17 protein-coding genes and 1 pseudogene are annotated in these 19,706 nt (G+C 63.2%); 5 read left to right on the top strand and 13 right to left on the bottom strand.

Features of this window, described 5'->3' with window-relative positions; translation table 11 throughout:
* Window positions 1-221 precede the first annotated feature (221 nt).
* The 10 genes and pseudogenes from VQ042_RS18325 to VQ042_RS18280 all read right to left on the bottom strand — a co-directional run bounded on the left by VQ042_RS18325 (window position 222) and on the right by VQ042_RS18280 (window position 13,472).
* Window positions 222-587: a hypothetical protein gene (locus VQ042_RS18325; protein WP_331821760.1), complete on the bottom strand. Its 366-nt coding sequence runs from the start codon at window positions 585-587 to the stop codon at window positions 222-224.
* 17 nt (window positions 588-604) lie between these two features.
* Window positions 605-3,756: pseudogene (locus tag VQ042_RS18320) on the bottom strand (efflux RND transporter permease subunit).
* 10 nt (window positions 3,757-3,766) lie between these two features.
* Window positions 3,767-4,237, bottom strand: coding sequence for a hypothetical protein (locus VQ042_RS18315; protein WP_331821759.1), 471 nt, complete (start codon window positions 4,235-4,237; stop codon window positions 3,767-3,769).
* Complete coding sequence (locus VQ042_RS18310; protein WP_331821758.1) at window positions 4,131-5,450, bottom strand: RND transporter; 1,320 nt, start codon at window positions 5,448-5,450, stop codon at window positions 4,131-4,133. Before VQ042_RS18310 ends, VQ042_RS18315 begins: the two co-directional genes overlap by 107 nt.
* 57 nt (window positions 5,451-5,507) lie before the next feature.
* Entirely contained in the window at window positions 5,508-5,897 is a 390-nt protein-coding gene (locus VQ042_RS18305; protein WP_331821757.1) for a hypothetical protein, read from the bottom strand.
* Between the two features lie 148 nt (window positions 5,898-6,045).
* Window positions 6,046-7,812, bottom strand: coding sequence for a PAS domain S-box protein (locus VQ042_RS18300; protein WP_331821756.1), 1,767 nt, complete (start codon window positions 7,810-7,812; stop codon window positions 6,046-6,048).
* 61 nt (window positions 7,813-7,873) lie between these two features.
* The gene (locus VQ042_RS18295) at window positions 7,874-9,397 is read right to left on the bottom strand and encodes a sensor histidine kinase (protein WP_331821755.1); all 1,524 of its coding nucleotides are present in this window, start codon (window positions 9,395-9,397) and stop codon (window positions 7,874-7,876) included.
* A gap of 87 nt (window positions 9,398-9,484) precedes the next feature.
* Window positions 9,485-11,605 (bottom strand): ATP-binding protein, encoded by a 2,121-nt coding sequence (locus VQ042_RS18290; protein WP_331821754.1) that lies wholly within the window; start codon window positions 11,603-11,605, stop codon window positions 9,485-9,487.
* An 8-nt stretch (window positions 11,606-11,613) separates the two neighbouring features.
* Window positions 11,614-12,786 carry an acyl-CoA dehydrogenase family protein gene (locus VQ042_RS18285; protein WP_331821753.1) on the bottom strand — a complete coding sequence of 391 codons (1,173 nt, stop codon included), beginning with the start codon at window positions 12,784-12,786 and terminating at the stop codon, window positions 11,614-11,616.
* Window positions 12,787-13,229: 443 nt separating this feature from the next.
* On the bottom strand, window positions 13,230-13,472 hold the full coding sequence (locus tag VQ042_RS18280) for a DUF6894 family protein (protein ID WP_331821752.1): 243 nt from the start codon (window positions 13,470-13,472) through the stop codon (window positions 13,230-13,232).
* Window positions 13,473-13,945: 473 nt separating this feature from the next.
* On the opposite strand from VQ042_RS18280, the gene VQ042_RS18275 reads away from it, so the two are divergent.
* The 4 genes from VQ042_RS18275 (at window position 13,946) to VQ042_RS18260 (ending at window position 17,040) form a co-directional block, all read left to right on the top strand.
* Complete coding sequence (locus VQ042_RS18275) at window positions 13,946-14,629, top strand: hypothetical protein (protein ID WP_331821751.1); 684 nt, start codon at window positions 13,946-13,948, stop codon at window positions 14,627-14,629.
* 459 nt (window positions 14,630-15,088) lie between these two features.
* Window positions 15,089-15,493 carry a VOC family protein gene (locus tag VQ042_RS18270; protein WP_331821750.1) on the top strand — a complete coding sequence of 135 codons (405 nt, stop codon included), beginning with the start codon at window positions 15,089-15,091 and terminating at the stop codon, window positions 15,491-15,493.
* Between the two features lie 311 nt (window positions 15,494-15,804).
* Window positions 15,805-16,515, top strand: coding sequence for a DUF1428 domain-containing protein (locus VQ042_RS18265; RefSeq protein ID WP_331821749.1), 711 nt, complete (start codon window positions 15,805-15,807; stop codon window positions 16,513-16,515).
* A gap of 42 nt (window positions 16,516-16,557) precedes the next feature.
* Window positions 16,558-17,040: a VOC family protein gene (locus VQ042_RS18260; protein WP_331821748.1), complete on the top strand. Its 483-nt coding sequence runs from the start codon at window positions 16,558-16,560 to the stop codon at window positions 17,038-17,040.
* A 285-nt stretch (window positions 17,041-17,325) separates the two neighbouring features.
* Here the strand turns inward: VQ042_RS18260 and VQ042_RS18255 are convergent, their stop codons facing one another.
* The 3 genes from VQ042_RS18255 to VQ042_RS18245 all read right to left on the bottom strand — a co-directional run bounded on the left by VQ042_RS18255 (window position 17,326) and on the right by VQ042_RS18245 (window position 18,835).
* The gene (locus VQ042_RS18255) at window positions 17,326-17,739 is read right to left on the bottom strand and encodes a curlin (protein WP_331821747.1); all 414 of its coding nucleotides are present in this window, start codon (window positions 17,737-17,739) and stop codon (window positions 17,326-17,328) included.
* Between the two features lie 216 nt (window positions 17,740-17,955).
* On the bottom strand, window positions 17,956-18,342 hold the full coding sequence (gene csgH, locus VQ042_RS18250) for a curli-like amyloid fiber formation chaperone CsgH (protein WP_331821746.1): 387 nt from the start codon (window positions 18,340-18,342) through the stop codon (window positions 17,956-17,958).
* 58 nt (window positions 18,343-18,400) lie between these two features.
* Window positions 18,401-18,835 carry a curlin gene (locus VQ042_RS18245; protein WP_331821745.1) on the bottom strand — a complete coding sequence of 145 codons (435 nt, stop codon included), beginning with the start codon at window positions 18,833-18,835 and terminating at the stop codon, window positions 18,401-18,403.
* A 231-nt stretch (window positions 18,836-19,066) separates the two neighbouring features.
* On the opposite strand from VQ042_RS18245, the gene VQ042_RS18240 reads away from it, so the two are divergent.
* Entirely contained in the window at window positions 19,067-19,681 is a 615-nt protein-coding gene (locus tag VQ042_RS18240) for a class I SAM-dependent methyltransferase (protein ID WP_331821744.1), read from the top strand.
* The last annotated feature ends 25 nt before the right edge of the window (window positions 19,682-19,706 follow it).

The following is a 19,706-nucleotide window of genomic DNA, read 5'->3' as shown; positions in this document are numbered from 1 at the left end:
TGCCCATCGAGAGCGCCTCGCCGAAAAGCCCGTTGCCCCTGTTTCCAGGGCCGCGTAACCTTCAATCCGGCAACGCCGCTCGCCGAAGTTCAACAAACTTCGGGACATCCCCATCGCGGCGGCAATGATCAGTGTGCTACGCATGGGAGTTCTCCTTGAAGATGGCCCTCGGGCCGGGTGGTTCGGTTTGCAGTCGGCATGATGCGGCGTCCGAAGGCAGGTCAGTCGAACTTCGCCTGCGACGTCTTCCCGTCGGACGCCGTGAGCTGGACGGCTCCCTTCACGGGCCCTTCGGCCGGGATCTCGAGCGGGCCCGACAGGAACGCGCCGTCAGGCGCGAGCGATACGCGCGCCGGCTTGCCGCCGATCAGCAGGATCGCCATTCCCTTGAAGCCCTCGCTGGGAAGAGGTGCGTCCGCGGAATCGCTGACATAGACCCTCACTTCGCTTCCAGCGGCGACGAGTTCCACGTGGTGGTCGCCCGCGTCGACGAGGGCTCCGCCATTCGGACCCTTGCGCGGTTCGTGGGCGATGGCTGCCGTCGAGGCGACAATGGCGGCGGCGAGGAGGAAGGTGCGAGCGATCATGTTTTGAACTCCATTGGTCAGAATGTGTGGGCCGCAGCCGTGTCGGTCACGGCATCCGGGGTGCCCGGGGTTGATGAAAGTCGGGCTACCTCGACGAGCCGCTTCAGGGGCTTTTCCCCGAACCGCAGGAAGAGGACGGGTGTGAGGAAGGTGTCGAGCAGCGTCGATGATACGAGGCCGCCGAAGATCGTCACGGCGACGGGATGAAGGATTTCCTTGCCCGGTGCAGAGGGGTCAATCATCAGCGGCACCAGCGCCACGCCCGCCGAGAGGGCGGTCATTAGTACGGGCGTCAGCCGCTCGAGGCTTCCCCGCATGACGAGCTCGCGCCCGAAGGGGATGCCTTCGTGGATCGACAGGTTGATGTAGTGGCTGATCTTCAGGATGCCGTTGCGTGCCGCGATCCCGGTCAGCGTGATGAAACCGATCATCGAGGCGACCGACAGCGGCTGGCCGGAGAGCCAGAGCGCGGCGACGGATCCGATCAGGGCAAGCGGGATGCTGCCAAGGATGATCAGCGTGAATACGGCCGAGCGATAGCGACTGTAGAGGATCGCGAAGATCATCGCGAGCGATACCAGCGACAGAAGCCCGATGGTGCGGCTTGCCTCTTCCTGAGCCTGGAAGGTGCCTTCGAGGCTCGTCGAGAAGCCCGGGGGTAGTTCGGCTGCCGCCACCTCCGCCCGGATCCGCTCGATCACCTCCGCCATGTCGGCGTCACCGGCGGCGTTCGCGAGAACGACGACGCGGCGCTGACCGTTTTCACGCAGGATCTGGTTCGGTCCGTCCGTCTCCCGCACCTCGGCAAGCTCGCGCACCGGAATCCAGCCTGCCGGCGTCTCGATCAGTAGGTCCCCGAGCGCTTCGGTCGTGCGTTCCGTATCGCCCAGCCGAATGACGACATCGTAGGTGCGGTTGCCGTCGACGAGGCGCGAGACGACACGACCATTGGAAAGCTGCTCCAACTCCTCGGTGATCTTTGCCGGCTGGATCCCGAAAATCGCGGCGCGCTCGTAGTCGATCCGGATCTCGAGTTGCGGTATGCGGACCTGCTTCTCGACCTGGAGGTCAACGACCCCGGGGACCGTCGCCAGGCGGCTCCTCAGGCTCTCCGCCACGGTACGCAACGTGTCGAGATCCTCGCCGAAGACCTTCAGCGCGATCTGCGCCCGGACGCCGGACAGCATGTGATCGAGGCGGTGCGAAATGGGCTGGCCGATGTTGATCGACACGGGAAGGACCGAAAGGCGCGAGCGGATGTCGGCTTCTATTTCTGTCTTGGTTCTCCCCGTCTCCAGATCGACCTCGATTTCCGAGGAATGGACGCCCTCGGCGTGCTCGTCGAGTTCCGCCCGCCCGGTACGCCTTCCGACGACGGAAACCTCGGGCACTTCCATGATGATGCGCTCCGCGATGAGGCCGACGCGGTGGGATTCCGCCAGGGAGATGCCGGGGTTGAAGGCCATACTGATGGTCAGCGTCCCTTCATTGAAGGGTGGAAGGAATGCTCTCGGCAAGGCCGTCGCCCCGACGGCGGCAACGACCACCCCCAGCGTGGCGCCCGCCATAAGGAGCCTCGGCCAGCCGAATGCGCGGTTCAGCATGAAACGATTGCCACGTTTGAGCCCCCGCACGATGAAGCCTTCGCGCTCATCCAAACGCTTGAGGCTGGGCAGGAGGTAGTAGGCCATGACCGGGGTAAGGGTGATTGACACGACGAGGCTGGCGAGAATCGAGACGATGTAGGCCTGTCCCAGCGGCGCGAACAGCCGTCCCTCGATCCCTGTCAAGGCGAACAATGGCACGAAGACCAGAACGATGATGACCGTCGCGTAGACGATGCCCGAGCGGACCTCTTGCGAAGCGGAAACGACGACGTCGAACACCGAGCGCGGATTGCCGAGCTCGCGGTTCTCCCGAAGGCGGCGGAAAATGTTCTCGACATCCACACCACCGCGTCGTCGACGAGTTCGCCGATCGCGATGGCGAGGCCGCCGAGCGTCATGGTGTTGATGGAGAGCCCCATCAGATGGAAGACGATGCCCGTCGCGAGGATGGAGACGGGAATTGCCGTCAGAGATATGACCGTCGTGCGGACATTCAGCAGGAAGGCGAAGAGAACGATCGCCACCACCACGATGGCCTCGATCAGCACCGTCTGGACATTCTTGATCGAGATCTCGATGAAGTCCGCCTGCCGGAAGAGCACCTGATCGGCCCGGATGCCGTCCGGAAGCGAGGCGCTGACCTCGCCAAGCGCCGCCTCAAGTTGTTGGGTCAGAGCAACGGTGTCGACGTCGGGCTGCTTCTCAATCGATACGATGACTGCGGAGCGACCCATATAACCGGCTTCCCCCCGCTTCTGACGGGCGCCGAAGGAGACGTCTGCGACCTCGTCAAGCAGGACGGGTCTCGTACCGACTGTCGCCACCACGAGGCCACGCAGATCATCGAGGCTGAGGCTGCGACCGATGTTTCGGATCAGGAACTCGCGGGAATACTGGTCGGTGAAGCCGCCGCCGGTATTGGCCCCGAACGAGGCGAGCGCGCCTTCAACCTGTTCCATCGTGACGCCGAGTGCCCGGAGCGACGCCGCGTGCGGGGCGACGCGGTACTGACGAACCTCGCCGCCTATCGGGATAACCTGCGCGACACCGGGCACGGCGAGGAGGCGGGGCCGCACGAGCGCGTCCGCCGCCTCGCGCAACGCCATCGGCGATACATCGTCGGGCGCGGTCATGGCGACGAGCATCACCTGTCCCATGATCGAGGAGATGGGTCCCATCTGGGGCGAGACGCCCGGCGGAAGCTGGCTGCGCACCAATGCGAGCTTCTCGGCAATCTGCTGGCGGTTCAGGTAGATGTCCGTGTCCCAGTCGAACTCGACATAAACGATCGACAGGCCGACGCCCGAGACAGAACGCACCCGGCTCACGCCGGGCAGGCCGTTCATCTGCGTCTCGAGCGGATAGGTGACGAGCTGCTCGACTTCGGGCGGCGCAAGACCTTCGGACTCCGTCATGATAGTAACGGTCGGTCGGTTCAGGTCGGGGAAGACGTCTACAGGCAGGCGCATCGAGACGAAAGAGCCGTAGAGCACCAGCACTGCGGCGATGGCGAGGACGAGCATGCGGTTGCGCAGGGATTGCGTGACGAGGAACGTGAACATCGGCTCGCCCTCAGCGGATCTGGTTGAGGAGCTCGGCCCCCTCGGTCACGACGCGGCTGCCCGCCTCGATGCCTGCGGCGACCAGGACCCGCTCACCATCGAGCGGCAGGACGCGAACCTCCTTCGGCTCGAAGCGCTCCGCCCCGGAGTGGATGAAAACGATGTCCTGTCCGTTGAGTCCTCGAAGCACGCTCGTCCGCGGCAGCGCGATGCCCGCTTGCGTCTCCTCGGTCTGCCCAAGCACCGTCAGCAACTGCCCGGGCCGCAGGCCGGTGGTCTCGCCCTCGACACGGAAGTGGACTGGCAGCGCCGGCGAGGTGCCGGCAAAACCCGCGCCCTCGAACGTTAGGGACAACGCCCGGCCGTTTCCGACTTCAGCCGAGGCCGAGCCGAAGGAGCTGGCCCCGCCGTAAGCCAGCGCCTCGACCCACAGTCGTTCGGGATCGACGATGTGGAAGACGACGGCATTGCTTTCCGCCATCTGGCCGGCAATGGCGTTGGATGCCGCGATCACCCCTGAGACCGGGGCGACCAGCGGCCTCCGGCTTTACTTGAACTTGCTCGATCGCGACGCGGCGGTCGCGAAGTCCCTCCAACTCGATCCGCGTCTCGTCGAGTGACGTTTGGGCGACTGTGCCACTCTTAACCAGCGTTTCGGAACGGCGCACCCGCTGCTCGGCGATCGAGATCGCCTGATCGAGCTCGCTGAGACGCTGGCGAAGGTCGGACTGATCGATCGTCTGGATCGGCGAGGTCACGAAGGCGAGGACGTCACCCGCGTCGACCCGGGCACCAAGTCGCGGGAAACCGCCTGGTGGCGACGAGAGGCGCCCGGCAATCGAGGCCTGGACGTAGCCGCTCGCATTGGGATCGGGGATGATGCGTCCGGGCATCTCGACGCTGCGGTGATGCTCCGACGCTGTGGTCAGGAGGGTGCGGATCGCGAGAATACGTTGTGAAGGTTTGGGTACGAAAACCGACCCGTCAGGAAGACGCTGAGCGAGGTCGCGGACGCCGACGACGGGTGGCGCTGTCGCTTCCTGCGCGACTGCGATTGATCCGGTGAAGAGGACGACGAGGACGACGGCGGTCCCGGCCGCAAAGAGCATTCTCCCCCGAAAAACCGCCATGACGAGGATACCCAAGGCGAAACTGAGGGCTCCGACTGCGAGGATGGCGGGGTCGTTGCGGGACAACCGTTCCGTCAGGTCGACGGCGAGCGCCTCCCCCATCTCTGTCGCCAGTGCCGATCCCACCAGCCAACCGGAACTCGCCGCGACGGCTGGCGCGGGTGCCTCGGGAATGATGAGGGTCGCAGTGAGAAAGTCGATGTCGCTGCCGCTGGCGACGGTCGCGATTAGATCGTAGGTTCCCGGCTGCTGCGCCCAGGCGGCGTCGAGACGATAGATGTCGCCCTCCGCAGTCACCGTCGCGGGCCCGAAGGGCGTTTCGATGTCGAGTGTCGCGCCGACGATGGGCTCGTTGGTGTCGTAACGGTCGAGATGGATTTCGAGCGAAGGTCCGCGCGCGACCGCTACGAATTCGAAGAGCGCGCTCTGCGCCTCGGCGCGGGGAGCGGTCTGTGCGGAGACAACCGGCGGCGGAGTACCGTGGTCGTGCCCTTCATGAGCGCGAACAGGCGACGCAATCGTCAGAACGGCCATAGCGGCCGCGGTCAGGATACGGAGGTGCATCGAGAAAGCCCAAGGTCTGGATCATCGCTCGGGACGCGCATGGGCGTCCGCGGGGTGTCAGACGAAGGCTTTGGGAGGTCTAATCAGGCCGTCGAGATTGGTGCCGTCAAGCAGCCCGGCATCGAGATCGGGGCCATGCGTCGCCAAGGGAGGTGCGCGAAGGCAGAACGCCGACGCGCCAGTCGTAGCCGCCATGCATGTTGAAACACCCGTTCCGCAGCATGATGATGAAGAGGTGACACGTTGCACGGCCGTGCTCCCGTCATCGCTGGTAACGGCGACGGCCTCTTCGGCGGCAATATCGCCAACAAGGGCCGGTGCGAAAGCCTCAGCAGTGTCGGTCCCGTGGTTCGTATGCGCCTGCGCCGACGATGAACAGAACAGCGCTATACTCACGACCACTAGGGTCGCGAGCAGCGAGGCCATCTTGTTCAGGAGGAACGACATGCGGGTGCGTATACCTATTGCGCCATTTATGGACAACGACACTCCTGAACTACGGCCGAAGTACGTTCGCGAGGGGCGCCAGCACCACATTCGTCAAACGATGCCCCATCTGCGACGGTAGTGAAGCTCGGCGAGCGTCGCGGACGCCCTACGAGAGCGGCACGTCGATGGTGCAGACCACGCCTGCTTGGCGGAAGTCGATCCTCACCGCGCCATCCAGCTCCTGAGCAAGATTTCGCTCGACCAGCCGAGAACCAAACCCGCGCCGGTGAGGAACTGCAACTGGCGGCCCTCCCGTTTCCTCCCAGCAGAGACAAAGATGGTGCGGTGAGGCGGCGTGGTCGACGGCCCAACAGATTTGGACCTTGCCGGATTCGTTCGAGAGAGCACCGAATTTGACGGCATTGGTGACCAGCTCCTGCACCGCCATGGCAAGAGCCAGGGCGATGCGCGGAGGAAGTCTTGTCTCTGGCCCTTCGAGGCGTAGTCGATGCTCCTCTGACCTGCTGTAGGGTTCGAGCGTCTTGGCAAGGATGTCGTGCAGACCTGCCGTTTCCCACTTCTCCTGAGTGAGCACGTTGTGCGCTCGCGACAGCGCCATCAGGCGGCTCTCGATGGCGTCGTTGGCTTCCTGCATCGTAGAGGAACTCCGCAGAGTCTGGGAGGATATGGACTGCACCGTCGCAAGCGTATTCTTCACCCGGTGGTTCAACTCGTCGACAAGCAGTCGCTGATGCTCCTGGGCTTTTCTGCGATCGGTGATATCCCGCACGACCCGCACGCCATACACGGGTCGACCCCGCTCATCGTCCACGCGGGATGCCGACAGGTCGACCCAGACGACCGAGCCGTTCTTGTGAATGAACCGCTTCTCTAGCTGGTAGACGTCGATATCCCCCGCCATCTGACGCTCGAACCGTTCCAGGTCGTTCCTCAGATCCTCCGGCGGTGTGAGATCCTGAAAGCCGCGGTTCAGCAACTCGTCGCGGCTATAGCCTGTGATGCGGCAGAGCTCTTCGTTGACCCGAATGAACCGGCCGTTCGTATCTACCTCGGAAATTCCCGCAAAGGCATTCTCGAAGGTGGCCCGAAGCCGCGCCTCGCTCTCCCGCATTCTCGCGTCGGCTTCTTTGCGGGCGCTGATGTCACGCAGGTAGGCGGTGAAGAACTGCTTCCCATCGAGGTAAATCGGAGTGATCGCAAGTTCGACAGGTAGCCGGGAGCCGTCAGACCGCAGCGCCTCCACTTCCACTCTCTGTCCGAGCACCGGACCGTGACCCGATGCAAGATACTCGGCCATTCCCTGGCGGTGCTTTTCCCGGAGCTCCGGGGGAACGATCAACTGCGCCAAGTCCTTGCCGAGCGCCGCATCCCTTCCGTAGCCAAAGGTCTGTTCGGCTGCCGGATTCCACTCCACGACCTGGCTGTCCCGGTCGATCGTAATGATGCAGTCCAGGGCAGCTTCCAGAATGGCACTCTTGAAAACCTCGCACTCTCGCAGGGCTGCTTCGGCATTCTTCCGGCCGCTGATGTCGATGCAGACACCGAGCGTGGCTTCGATCTCTCCCGTGCTATTGCGGGTGATCTCCACGGCATTACTCGCCCAGACGACAGTCCCGTCCGGCCGTACGTACCTCGTCTCGATGTGAAAGGATTCGCCACTTACTACCAAGCGGTCGAATAGGCGTGCGTCTCGGGGCAGGTCCTCCGGGTGCGTGACGTCTCGGATTCCAAGTTGAAGCAGCTCGTTTCGAGTGCGGCCCAGAATTGCGCAGTAGGAGTCGTTCACCCAGATAAAGCGACCCGTCAGATCGGTTTGGGCCGCACCTACCGCGGCTTGCTCAAAGAGCGCCGCTACCTGCTGCCCTCTGGGAGAAGCGGCATCGTCCTGAGAACTCTGGAACTCTGACTGCATGGCTCGGACCTGAAAGGATACGAAGTACGCCGACGCGGTTGGGCTCGTCTGCGGGGGAGGCTCACGCTTGGTGGACAGGCGCTTCTTGCGGTTGCGGGCCCGTTTGATCGGCGATGGTTCCGATCATTTCAAACCGAACGCCCGCGGGATCAAACGTCAGCTTCCCCACGCCTTCAAAGTAGGGCGCCACAATACGTTCGATCAGGCGAGTCCCGAACCCGGTTCTCAATGGTGGCTCGACGTCCGGTCCGCCGCTTTCCCGCCAGCGGAATTGGAAGGAGCGATCATGTGAAACAGTCCAATCGATCGTCACGCAGCCACCTGCGACGGAGAGTGCTCCGTACTTGGCCGCATTGGTCGCAAGCTCGTGGATCGCCAGCGACAGTCCCACTCCCTGTTCCGGCGAGAGCTCGACGGCTGGGCCGTTTGCGGAGATCCGTTCCTCCCCGGAACGATGCGGGCGCAGTGCGTCCTCCACGAGATGCCGGATATCGGTAGAATCCGTCCGCGAATGGGTAAGAACGTCTTGTGCCCGGCCAAGAGCCGACAATCGTCCGGAGATCGCCTCGCTCCCTTCCTCAAGCGACCGGGCGGTCCTGAACGTCTGGGCCGTGATAGCCTGCACCATCGCCAGCATGTTCTTCATCCGATGCGCCTGTTCCTGCATCAACTCCTCACGTTGAAGTTCCGCAGTACGCCGTTCCGTCCGGTCGCGAAGGATCTTTACGTAGCCGACGTGGTGATCGGCATCGTCGTTCAGCGGCATCATCTCACCCGATGCCCAGAAGCGGCTCTGGTCCTTGCGCAGGTGCCACCGCTCGTCGATGCCCCGACCATCCCTGCGAGCACCATCCAGCTCCTTTTCAAGGATACCGTCAGCTCGATCCTCCGGCGTGAAGAAGATGTCCGCGGTCTTGCCGAGCATCTCCGTCTCGGACCAGCCGAGAATTTGTTCTGCCCCGACATTCCAGGACGTGACGTTGCCGCCGAGATCGAGGGTGAGGATCGCGAAGTCGACGGCGCTGTCCACGATCTGTCGATATCGGGCCTCGGACGCACGGTTCTCATCATGGAGGCGTTTCTGCGCGGCAAGGGAGCGTCGCAATTCCATCTGTGTCATCGCCTGCCGAGCGAGAAAGCGCAGCATGTCGATCTGCCGCTCGTCGAGATCGCGAGGCACAGTGTCGAGTACGCACATCGTTCCGACGGGAGCGCCAGACGGCGTCTTCAGCAGCGCCCCGGCATAGAAGCGCAGGCCGGGTTCCACGTGCACAAGGGGGTTACCGTCGAACCGTGGATCGAGGCGCGCGTCCGGCACGATCAGCATGTCATCTTCAAGGATTGCGTGGCCGCAGAACGAGGTCTCCAGCGGAGTCTCTCGCATCCCTATGCCAACCTCCGCCAGGAAAAACTGACGATGGGTGTCGACGAGGTTCACAACCGCGATCGGAGTTCCGCAGACCTGCGAGGCCATCCTTGCGATATCATCGAAGTCCTGCTCTCGCGGTGCGTCGAGAAGGCCGTAGGCATGGAGTTCGGCCGAGCGTACGGCTTCCTCGACGCACGATGGGTCGCTGGCGTTCAAGGGGTGTCTTCTTCCAGAGCTGTGGGACCGACGGCAAACCGGTAGTTTGTAGAGGAATGTCGGCGATGCGCAAAACGCGATCACCAGTCATTCATCAAGCACGCTGCGAATCTTAGCGGCCATCTGTTCCAGGGTTGCGGGCTTTTGAAGAAGGTTTACGCCGGGGTCCAGCACACCGTTGTGGACCACCGCGTTTTTCGTGTAGCCGGTGGTAAACAGAACTTTCAGATCGGGCCTACGCCGCCGGGCCTCGTCTGCGAGCTGGCGGCCGTTCATCCCGGGCATGACCACATCAGTGAACAACAGCGATACCTCCGGGTGCTCGTCGAGGGCACGCAGTCCCTCAGTGCCACCCGAAGCCGCGACGACGCCGTAGCCGAGGTCGCGGAGCATCTGCTCGACAAGCTCGCGGACACGCTCATCGTCCTCGACGAGGAGGATGACCTCAGACGACGATCCTCTTGGGAGGCTCTGCGCGACCGGACTTTTAGAAGCTTCGGCTCGACCGTAGAAGCGGGGAAGGTAGATCTTGATCGTCGTGCCATGGCCCGGCTCGGAATAGATCTTTACGTGCCCTCCGGATTGCTTCACGAAGCCGAACACTTGGCTGAGTCCTAGACCTGTTCCCTTGCCAACGCCTTTGGTCGTGAAGAACGGGTCGAAGGCTTTGGCCACGACCTCGGGCGGCATGCCGCTGCCCGTGTCTGTCACCGCCACCATAACGTATTGCCCGGCGGGAACGCCGTGCTCGGCGCCGTAAGCATCATCGAGGTGGCAGTTTGCTGTCTCCACGGTCAGGTGCCCGCCATCCGGCATCGCGTCTCGAGCGTTGACGGCCAAATTGACAATTGCGTTCTCGAGTTGGCTCGCGTCCGCATGCGTCCGCCAGAGGCCGCCTGCGAGGACAGTTTCCATCTCAATCATCTCGCCCAAGGTGCGGCGCAGGAGGTCGGACATGTCCGACACCATCTGGTTCGCGTTCACGGCCTGCGGCGACAGGGGCTGTTGGCGAGAGAAGGCAAGCAGGCGCTGCGTCAGTGCCGCGGCTCTGTCGGCACCTTCCATTGCCCCGGTAATGTACGTGCCGACGTCGGTGTCTCCTTTGGCTAGCCTGCGCTGGACGAGGTTCAACCCGCCGATCACGACAGCGAGCATGTTGTTGAAGTCGTGTGCGATACCCCCGGTGAGTTGGCCCACTGCCTCCATTTTCTGCATCTGCCGAATCTGACCTTCGGCATTCTGGCGCTGCTGCATCTCCGCGATCAGTGCCCGGTTCGCCTCTGCGAGTTCCTGGGTGCGCTCTGTCACTCGCTCCTCAAGGCGAGAAGCCAGTTCTCGCAGCGTCTGTTCGGCTTTGAGCCGCTCCGTGACGTCGCGAGCGCTGAAGGAAAGTCCCGCGACGGCTCCCGCCGGCCCGAGAACAGGCGCGACGCTTAGCTCGACGGTGCGCGTCGAGCCGGAGACACAATTGATCCGTGCCTCCTCACTCTCCACAACATCGCCGACGACGGCTCGGCCAACGAGCGCCGCAACCCGGCTCTGGGATTCTGGCGCAAACAACTCCGCAACCGGACGGCCGACGTGCAGGGGCTCGGTCTTGAAGAGGCGCTTTGCGGCCCGATTGAGCTGGACCAGCCTGCCTTCGACATCGGCAGCGAAGAGCGCCTCCGGGGCATGGGTGAGGATCGCGGATAGATAGCGTTCCGCAACGACGAGTTGCCGGCGTCGGTCATCCTCCGCAGAGGAGCCCTTGCCCTTCCCGGCGACCATTGCGTTGACGCGGCTGTAGAGGCCGCTGAGCTGGCGTTCCCGGCGGTTGGCATCCAGAAGTTCGCGAACGGCGCTGTGCAGCTCGGTGGGCGCGGTGTCTGCCGCAATTGCGGAGGCCCCCGCAATCTCCGGAGTGAAGGGCAGGCTTGCGCGAAATCGCGACAGGTCCGGTTCCGGGACGAGGAACAGCACCTGAGCTGATGGATGCCTGCGGCGGAACAGGGTTCCGGCGCGCCGGGGCACAGGGACGTGCGGCCCTACGATCAGGATCTCCGGGGAGCGGGCCTTGGTCGACGCGATGTCTGTCTTGGGAGTGACCAGCAGCTCAAGGTCGTATCCCTTCCAGAGCTCAGAAGCGAAGCGTTCGGCGGCCCAGTCTTCTGGCGATTCACCGAGCAGGACAAGGATTTGCGCCGCCGTTATAGCCTTCGTATCCATGTCGACCGTCAGAGCGGTGGCAGTCCGAGCACGGATCGACCGAGCCAGGACTTCAGAAGATGGGTGGTCGGCGACATTACATGAGCGGCCTGGGCATCCCGCAGGAGACGCGAGAGCTGGCCGTCCGCCTGGTAACCACGCCCGCCGAGAAGCTGCATGGCCGAGTTCGTCACGGCCACCGCCGCCTCGGCAACGTCGATCTTCGAGGCAAAGATCGCATTTGCCGCATCGGGTGAACCCGCGTCGCCCAGGCGCGCCGCATGGTGGAGGAGACTCCGTGCCCTCCCGAGCCGCGTCCACATATCCGCGAACTGCTCGACAATGGCAGGATTCTCGGCCAGCCGTGCCGAGGTATGGGTGAACTTGTGGCCGCGGACATGTGCCACCGACAGATCGAGGGCGGCCTGCCCAATACCGAGATACACTCCCGCCATTGCGATCAGGAAGAAGGGGGCGACAACCTCGAAGATGTACCAGATCTGGTCGCCCTCCTCGCCGAGGAGGTTCGTCTTCGCAACGGGTATGCGGTTGAGGTTGGCGGAGCGGGAGCTGTTTCCGCGCATTCCAAGTCCGCTCCAGGGTGGCCCCCAGTCGAGCCCCACGTTCCCGGCTTCCACCAGCAGGCACGTGAAGGTGCCGGGATCCAGTTCCGAACCGGGCGCGACCGCCGAAACGACGTAGGAATCAGCGTGTCCGCCGTTGGTGACGAAGCTTTTTTTGCCATTGATGACATAGCTTCCGTTCTCAGGCTGGAAGGTGGAACGTGGAAGATAGAAATGCGATCCCGTACCGAGCTCACTGAGGGCCAGCGTGGTGACGTGCCGTCCTTCCGCAATTGGCCGCAGGAAACGCTGCTCCTGATCGGGCGTGGCCTTGGCCGCGATGACCATCGTGCCAACGCAGTGCATGGCAAAGCACATGGCCGTCGAGCTGCATGCTCGCCCAAGGACCTCTGCGACCTCGGCGAGCGCATGGAGTCCCTGACCATGCCCGCCGAGGCGCTCCGGAACGTGCAGCCCAAGAAGGCCTACCTCCGCCAAAGCGCGCATACCCTCCTCGGGCCAGCGAGCCTCCCGATCGATCTCGTCTGCTCGGGGTACCAGGACGCGCTCGGCGACATCCGACGCGAGAGCCGCCAAATCCGACGGGAGGATGGATGATCGTTGAAGAGCTTCGGACACTTACACCTCGGAAGAACGCCGCTGAGCAATGCTCGGAACGTGGAAACAGCTACCAGAAAGCCGGACTGACACAAGCGTTCCCAAAAGCGGTTTCCATCTCGACGGACCAACGTAAGATCCGATATCAGTTAGCAAGCGCCGCCAACCGATCGGCCGCTCCCTGCCCATGACGGTCTTTCAGACTACGCGAACTGATCGCAGGCTCCAGGGCCGAATCCCGACTGGCAACTTTCAAGCATCTACAAAGCGAATGCCGCCGTTCGGCTATCACCCTGTCGGAAGACGTCGATCTGCTTGGCGACTTGGTGCCGGACGCCCCCTATGCAGCCTGGTTTTACCCTACGCACCCGGGATTGCCGAAATTCGGCCGCCCCTGTACTTGCGCCCCGTTTGCACTTCTGGATCCGCTGGGCACAAAGCACCCAGATGCACGGGGCGAGACCTCAGACCTTACCGAGCCAGTCGGCGTCCATCTTCATTGTTGCCCTGAAGACCTTCTCGCCGGTTTCACAGCGGGCTGTGTCGGTGATCGTGTGGTGGTCACAAGCAGGAGACACCGACTTGGCAATATCCGGAAGCGCCTCGACTGCCGTATCGCGCACCGCATCCAGTCTCCCGCACTCAATGCCTGTGTCGTCTTCGCTGAACCTCTCATGATCCTGAATGTCGAAAAAATAGCGGGGCATTGCGTTCTCCGGATGAGCGACCCTCCTCGCAGAGACGCATGGGGGCAATCTTCGATCCGTTACCCACGAAGAGAGTTGATGGGCGCCTATCAACGCTCTGCCGGGTCGTGAATCATGTCAGCACGAAATTCGCCAGTTTCCGGAGACGTCCGATTGCCGATGGTCGACCCCCACCGGGCGGGCCTGGGCAGATCTTAGTTCATGAGCGGCCTTTGCGCCAAGGCTGACGTGGCCGGCGAAGGTGGTCCGGATGGCGAAGCCGGCCTTTCCAGCACCTACGGTGCCGGCGGGCAGTAGCCCAATGACTGGTGGTGACCTGGAACGTCGTTCTCCTCTTGCTGCGCTTCCGAGACGCTACCCAACTTAGGCCTTAGTCACCCCCTAGGGATTGCAGCTCTCCCCATATCTTCACAGCAAGTCGTGAATCCTCATGCCGGAGAGACTGAACAACGACGCGTTTGGGATAGACCGACATGGCAAAGTTTCTTGCAAGATTCACTGCGACCGCAATCTTGATCGCGACCTTTGCCGGTTGCTCATCAACTTCTTCGAATTCGAATATGACGGTCGGTGCTCCTGCCACGAGCTTCGCCGGGATCGATCAACAGGTTCGATTCACACCTTGGTCGGGGCAAAGCGCCGTTGGCCAGTTGGCGAAGCCCTACTTCATCTCTTTCCGTGCCCGTAATGCTGAGAGCTACGGCCATTCGTTCGTCGCGTTCGGCGAGCTCGATTCGCTCGGCAACGTCCCCTACGACAATGGGGGAATCCTCATCTCGAACATGACCGAGATCGCCGGTCTTCACCCCGCAGGCGGCAACGCTGCCTATTCCATGGGCCATATCGCCCCGGTCCCATCCGAGACCGGCTTTTCGGATGGTGACACCGAGATCAGGTATCTTCAGAACGAGATGACGATCGCACTCACATCGGAAGAGTATCAGCGTATCCTTGGTCGGGTCCGGCAGCTTCAGGGCAACAGCCCGCTCTGGCACGCAGTCGCCTATAACTGCTCGACTTTCACGAACAAGATCGCTGACTTTATGGGCATGAGAACGGTCAACCACTTGCTGTTCCCACGCAATTACATCGCGGCGCTGAAGAACGCCAATCCTGACGTCGAGACGCTTAGCGGGATTGTTGATACCTTAGGGTGAACTCTTCCGCCGGTTGATCACAGATTGGTCCGATAAGCCAGATATTCGGTCCGCTCTCTATTAAAAGGTGCTCTTGATCGAAGACGGACGTCTCAAAGCTTCCCCTGAAGGGGCAGTTTCGGACGACTGGCTCGCCTGGAAGGCGATCTCAGTTCTGCAACTGGAGCAGCCACTATAGCTGTCATTCGAGTCCCGATCAGCAAATTTTTCTGATTGCGGACTGGGGCCGAGAGCAGACCATCCGCTTCTGGAGCGACGTCGCAAATAGCTGCCATTCCTCTCACGACCCTATCTGCCAGTGGCGCTCTGCCACCTCGATGACCGGTACGGCCCAATGCAGACCGTCAGCTTCTAGCCCCTCTGAAGGAGAAGCCGCCACCCCCATTTGACAAACTTCATTTTATGTTGATATCAACTCAATAAAGAGGGACTGGAATTCGGTCCGACGGGAGACCCGCCATGCTTTCGCACAAGCCCTCGTCAGCCATCCTTGCGGTGTCCGACATTGACCGGGCTCGCGCGTTCTATGGAGCTACCCTCGGCCTTTCGGCCGTGGAGGATAGCGGCGACGTCGTCGTCTACCGCACCGGGCCGACACATCTTGTCATCTATCGCTCTGAAGAGGCCGGAACGAACCGAGCCAATGCGGTGGTGTTCGACGCGGCCGGCGAGATGGAGGCCATCGTCGCGGACCTGGCACAGAAGGGCGTCGCCTTTGAGCGTTACGAGATGGAAGGCGCCACCTATCGCGACGGTATCCACTACGCCGACGGCATGAAGATGGTCTGGTTCAAGGACCCGGACGGCAACATCCTTCATATCAATGAGATGCCTGGGACGAACGCTGAGGCGGAGGCAAGATGATGAACCCGAAGCTCTTCGCGAGCTCGCTTCCGCTACCGTCGACAACTGGCAACGGCCGCTGTCGCAGGCTTCCTTCGCGATCTCAGGCTGCGCTCGGCGTCGGAGCAGGCAAGCTCTCCCGCGACGCGGACCTCCTGCCGCTTGCCGACACGCCTGTCCTCAGAACGTCGCGCCCGTCCTCAAGCACACGGTCAGGTATGAACCGCCCGGCTTAGGTCGGTGGTCCCCAGCGTCGCGCAGGCCTCGCGAGGGCCTACACTGAACAACCATTCGCATCCGAAAGCACACCATCCGAGCGGAAGGAGACACTAATGTCATACGTCATGGGATGCGTGATCCCTGTCGAGGGGCCGAACCGCGAACGCTTCGTGGAACAGGCCAAGAAAGCGGCTCCCTTCTTTCGTGAGTTCGGCGCTACGAGCGTCATCGACGCGGTCGGCGACGATGTGCCGAAGGGCGAGGTGACCGACTTTTACCGCTCCGTTGCGGCAAAGGACGACGAGCTCATCGCGTTCGGATGGATCGTCTGGCCGGACAAGGTGACCAAGGATGCCGCAGAGACGGCAATGATGGCCGACCCGCGCATGGACATGTCCGACATGGCCTTCGACGGCCAGCGCATGATTTTCGGCGGCTTCGAGCCGGTGGTCGACGAGGGCCCGGGTGGCGCTTTCGGCTATGTCGACGGCTTCGTCCTCGCGGTACCTACGGGCAATCAAGACGTCTTCGTGCAGCATAGCCGAGCTGCCGCGCCTTTGTTCCTGCGCAACGGGGCGACGCGCCATGTGGAATGCTGGGGCGTCGATGTTCCCGGGGGCAAAGTCACAGATTTTGCGAGGGCCGTGAAGGCGCGGCCGGACGAGACGGTTTGCTTTTCCTGGATTGAGTGGCCGGACAAGGCAACGCGCGTTGCCGGGCAGAAGGCCGTCTTCGCTGAGATGGAGGAGGCAATGGCCGACAACCCGATGCCCTTTGAAGGCAAGCGGATGATCTTCGGTGGCTTCGACGTCGTCAGCCGATAGACCGGAGGCTGACCTCACCTACGCCAGAACAAGGAGCCTGATATGACCGAACTCATCACCTGCCTGTGGTTCGACTACGGCGCAGCGGAGAGAGCCGCAGGGTTCTATGCGTCGGTGTTTCCCGACAGCCAGGTCGAGCGGGTGAACGCGGCTGCATCCGACTACCCCGGCGGCAAGGAAGGCGACGATCTGACCGTCGAGTTCACCGTGCTCGGCCGAAAGTTCGTCGGCCTCAACGGCGGCCCGAACTTCACGCCGAACGAATCCGTGTCCTCCATGGTTGTCACCAAAGACCAGGAGGAGACCGATCGGTACTGGGATGCGATTGTTGGCAATGGCGGGCAGGAAAGCGCCTGCGGCTGGTGCAAGGACCGCTGGGGGCATTCATGGCAGATCACCCCGAGGCTGCTGCTCGACCTGACGACGGGTTCCGACCGAGGCAAGGCGAAACGCGTTTTCGATGCGATGATGACAATGGGGAAGATCGACATCGCGACGATAGAGGCCGCAGCGAAAGCTGGATGACCCGGAAGGACGCCAACTAGCTAACGGAGCTCGTATCCTTGGATTCAGCTTCAATCCGCGAAGGCCAAAGGTCGGTCGTGCAGGATGTCCGCTCCGGCGGCGATGATGGCGGAACCGGACCATTCGCAAGTCCACCCGATAAAACTGATCTCCATTCGCCGGAACGGGCCGAAAGGAGACTGGCGGCTTTGGGGCTTCGCAGGTGGCAAGCTGCCCTTCGTCCCTCGACCCAAATCTGCCAGATAACTTCTGAGCGCATCATGCTTGAAAGCTGACGATCCCCCATCACCAGCCGTAGGTAAGGGTCGCGCCGCTGTTCCCGTTGCCGGATTGGACGACGGCGTCGCGCGCCCCGCGTCCAAATTGGAAGAGACCGTAGGCGTTGCCGTCGCCGTTCTGCTCCAGCGTGCCAGAATGGCCGTTCCCGCGCTGCTGGAGGAGACCGACATTGCCCCGGCCACGCTGGGCGAGGTCGGCGTTGTTACCCTTGCCCTTCTGGCGGATTGAGCCGTCCTTGAGGCCGTTGTAGAGCGAATAGATCCGTAGCCCCGCTTCGACAGCCCCGCTCGTCTGCCGGTCAACCGGGGCGAAGATCCAGGACACTTGGCCGCCAGCGGCCGCGGGCGTGGCGAAGGTCGCCGGGGCGGCGATCGTGATGGCAAGGGCGGCCGCAATGGCGTTCGCGGAAATGAAGGTCATTGAGATCTCCGTTCCCCGGTCTGTTCCGGGACATGCGTGGACTGCNTGGCGAAGGTCGCCGGGGCGGCGATCGTGATGGCAAGGGCGGCCGCAATGGCGTTCGCGGAAATGAAGGTCATTGAGATCTCCGTTCCCCGGTCTGTTCCGGGACATGCGTGGACTGCAGGAAGGGTCCCCCGCCAGACCGGCCTGGCAAGGCAGGGTATTGTCGATTCGTCAGATCCCGCCGCCGACTCGGTCGGAGCAGGATATCGTCTTGCCATCGACGACGACGGCCAGATCGGCATCGTAGCCGGAGCCGCCAGCGCCGAGCGTCACCCTGCCGAGCTGCTCCGTTCCGCCGGAAGCGATGGCGAAGGGCCCGCCCTGTCGGATGTCGGTTCCCTGCCCCGAGACGTGGAATGCATACTCACCGCGCGTCGCCTTCTCGGCATGGACGAGCGCGGTCAGTTCGACCGTTCCACCCCGGCGCGAGACGTCGAGCTCGCACCGGACCGGCGCCTCGCCCGATCGCGTGACCGCTGGGCCGGCGAAGGCGGCGCTGGTGGCGCCGAGGAGAACCAGAGCCGCGGCGAGGCGGTGGCGAGGACGGAGCAACTGCATGGTGGGCCTCATCAATGGGACGGGAGCGGAACGGGTGGGTCGCGCCGTTCGGCGCGGATCAGTCGCAGGCCTGGACGAGGGCCGCGACGTTACCGCTGCCGCCCTGCGCGACGTCGGCCGAGCAGCCGCGTCCAACCTGAACACCGGCCGCTATGTTGCCGTGGCCGTCCTGAGAGAGGATCGTCGTGTGGTTGGAGCCAAACTGACCGATGCCGGCGGAGTTGCGGCTGCCGTTCTGGTAGGTCGCGCCGTAATGCCGACGCCCTTCCTGACCGACAACCGACAGATTGTGCGAACCGCGCTGCTCGCCGACCGAGCGGTTGTACCGGCCGTCCTGTTGGACGCGGATGCGGTTGCGGTAGCCCTGCTGGGACCCACCGGCGGAGTTCGACCAGCCATACTGGTCGAAGCGCACGTTGTTGGCGGACGCTGGGGCCACGACCGTCAGGCCGGCGAGAACGACGAGGACGGAGGCAAGGGGCAAGCGGATCATCTGGGCGTCTCCGACAAGAGCACATCGGCTCGGGATGGAATAACCCGAACTTGAACCCCGACGCCGGAACCCTCGCTGAACGTGTCGTTCACACGGCGTTCAGCGCCTCACGATGACCGGGAGGGCCGAAAGCGAGGGTGGGCTTCCGGGCATCTTAGGCATCATGCGGCGGGTCCATCTCGCCGAGGCCATTTCCTACCGGATGGCCGGCGAACGGCTGGCCGCCGCCGCATGACGACACCGATGGCTGCCGAGAAGCACCCCGCCGTGGCGGGCTACGACCGCATCGCCGACCGCTTCGAGGAGGCGCGGCGTCTGAAAGGCTGGGAGCCGCCGTTCTTCGCGGCGCTGGCGGACGAACTCGGCCCCGGCGCGCGTTTGCTCGACTGCGGCTGCGGCACCGGTCACGCGGGACTGGCGCATCTGGTCGCGGCGGGCGTGGCGATCACCGGGCTGGACGGTTCGGCCGCCATGCTGGCGCATTTTCAGAAGAACTACCCGCAGTTGCCCACCGTGCTGGGCGACATGCGCACCCATGTGCCGGCCGAGCTCTTCGAGGCGATCGTCGCCTGGGACAGCTTCTTCCATCTGGACCATACGGATCAGGCGGCGATGCTGGGCCGGTTCGCGACCTGGTTGCGGCCGGGCGGACTCCTGCTCTTCACCAGCGGGCCGTCCCATTCGGCGATCCGCAACACGATGTTCGACGAGCCGTTCGCCTATGCCAGCTACAGCGATGCCGGGTACCGGGTGCTGCTGGCCGAGGCCGGCTTCACGGTGCGGCTGGCCACCTTCGACGAGCCGCAGGGGCAGATCCACAAGGTCTGGATGGCGCAGAAATCCTGATGGACCGCCGCAAAACATGCGCCGA

It is taken from the genome of Aurantimonas sp. A2-1-M11, from assembly GCF_036549475.1.
In the GTDB taxonomy this organism is placed as follows: domain Bacteria; phylum Pseudomonadota; class Alphaproteobacteria; order Rhizobiales; family Rhizobiaceae; genus Aurantimonas.
The sequence above is the reverse complement of the archived record's forward strand: the minus strand, read 5'-3'. Positions and strand labels throughout refer to the sequence as shown.